Genomic DNA, 1,768 nt, shown 5'->3' with positions numbered 1-1,768 from the left:
GCGGCAAGAAGCTGAAGCAGGCGCTGAAGGCCGAGCTGAAGCACGCCGCCGCCGCGCAGGGCGGCAAGCGGCCCAAGCTCGTCACCACCGGCTGTCTCGGCATCTGCCCGAAGCGCGCGGTCGTCACGGCGAGCGCGGCGACGTTGGCAAAGGGGGAGTATGTGCTGGTGGAAGATCGGAAGCAGGTCGAGGAGGCGGTGACAGCATTGATGAATCAGAGCTGAGCCGCGCCGAAAAGTCACGAATTGACGTCGCCCTCGATGTCCTCGTCAGGATCGAGCACCACGCCTTCCGTCAGTTCAGTTACGCGCTTCAACATCTCTGCTGGCATGGTCTTGAGCTGCGCCGGCGCGCGCCTCACCGTCGCGAGCGCCTTGTCGATCAAGGCGGGATCTTCGGAAGCAAACGCCTCGTCGAGATAGGCGGTGATCATCTCCGGACTATCGAGATAGTCAGCAACGTCGAACGCCGTTGTGCTCACCATGCTCAATCCTCCAACTCCCGGGCCAGTGGCTTCCGTACAGTGCAACATGGTGAGTTAAACAGGTGATCTCACTTTGATTGGCCCATCCGAGCAAGCTCGCTGGTGTTTCGATCGCGGGGGCTATTTTAGGTTTGAGATGTAAAGAAGTTCCTGAACAACGATCCGAATGTCCGGTATCATTCGATCAATATCTCCCCGCTGAGCAAGGAATCGACGGTTGTGAGCGGACTTGTCGCCAATGTCTTTTAGCTTCGGTAATGCTTGCTTGCAGCTTCGACCTAAGTTCCAAGTTGTTTCGTTTAGGCACCTGTCAATTAGCTCGCCAAGGTAATAAAATTCGCCGTTCGGGTTCTTGATTTTCCTGGAAATCTTATGATGCTCAAAAGCCTCAATAATAAGAGTCTCTATAAGTCTGCGAAGCATCACTGCACAAGCATCATGCCAGCCATTTTCATACGTTCCATTGATCTGGTTGGCGACTCTTTCGATGTAGCCTCGCGTATTCCTGACCAGTGAACGTCCGACTACGAGCTGGCTACTTGCTAAGAGTCCTTCTTCTGGTGGGCCGAGCTCGCGATTTATATCCGATTGAATCGCCTTCGCAGTTGCGACGAAGTTGCCTGCGTTCTTCATTCGGTATTCTTGGCCCCATAGAGGTGCTTGGCCATGCTCGCAAAAATCTGATCGATTTGATCGGAGGTTGCCTCTGGAGAAATGTGGATTTGTACATCGATATGCAAGCTAGGACCACCGTTCGATGCTGTCGCTGTCCGGGCGTTTGGGTGTTGAGCGGGAGCCTCGTGCAAGTGGGGTGTTTCGAGTACAAGTTCGGTTGGCTCGCCCTCTATGGCAAATTCGGCTTCGTCAGTGAGGGCTTTGAAGGTGGCGACTGTCTTTCCAATGACTTGCTTCCCCGCTGAAGAGCTTGTGCTGAATACGTGATCAAGCTCCGTAGTGCTCCGCAAATGGGCGTCGGAGTAAACAGCGTAGAGATCTGCGTATCCTTTGCGAATGGCATTGCCCAAGACCTGCTTGTGCTTGGCTCCTCTATACGCGGTCCATGTCGCGGTCGGGCCGCCGCTCGTGTCAATCAATCCGGCTTGCTTAAGGACCCCGATCAAGGTCTTGTCATTGCTTGACGTAAAACCCACTGACTTTAGCCACTGCACTGTGACTTTTGACGGAATGCCAACTATGCGAATCTTTTCAAGTAGAGCTTTTATCTTTCCAGGAACGGTAGTGTAAGCAAAGTCGCCCATCACCAGTCTCAACAAAAGAGAGTAT

Annotated in this window: 4 protein-coding genes; 1 reads left to right on the top strand and 3 read right to left on the bottom strand. The window is 53.7% G+C overall.

Going from position 1 to position 1,768, the window contains the following annotated elements; all coding sequences use genetic code 11:
• A partial coding sequence (locus DU475_RS23735; protein ID WP_164633507.1) for a (2Fe-2S) ferredoxin domain-containing protein occupies positions 1 to 224 on the top strand: 224 nt, incomplete at its 5' end.
• A 14-nt stretch (positions 225 to 238) separates the two neighbouring features.
• Here DU475_RS23735 and DU475_RS23730 read toward each other — a convergent pair.
• The 3 genes from DU475_RS23730 to DU475_RS23720 form a co-directional block, all read right to left on the bottom strand.
• Complete coding sequence (locus DU475_RS23730; RefSeq protein ID WP_164633506.1) at positions 239 to 484, bottom strand: helix-turn-helix domain-containing transcriptional regulator; 246 nt, start codon at positions 482 to 484, stop codon at positions 239 to 241.
• Between the two features lie 120 nt (positions 485 to 604).
• Positions 605 to 1,117 carry a hypothetical protein gene (locus DU475_RS23725; RefSeq protein WP_205524531.1) on the bottom strand — a complete coding sequence of 171 codons (513 nt, stop codon included), beginning with the start codon at positions 1,115 to 1,117 and terminating at the stop codon, positions 605 to 607.
• On the bottom strand, positions 1,114 to 1,768 hold a 655-nt coding region (locus tag DU475_RS23720; protein WP_205524530.1), incomplete at its 5' end, for a DUF5343 domain-containing protein. The genes DU475_RS23720 and DU475_RS23725, both read right to left, overlap by 4 nt.

Origin of the sequence: Rhodopseudomonas sp. WA056 (genome assembly GCF_010906995.1) — a bacterium.
GTDB lineage: Bacteria > Pseudomonadota > Alphaproteobacteria > Rhizobiales > Xanthobacteraceae > Rhodopseudomonas > Rhodopseudomonas palustris_G.
Note: the sequence above shows the minus strand (reverse complement) of the source record. Positions and strands in the feature narration are given on the sequence as shown.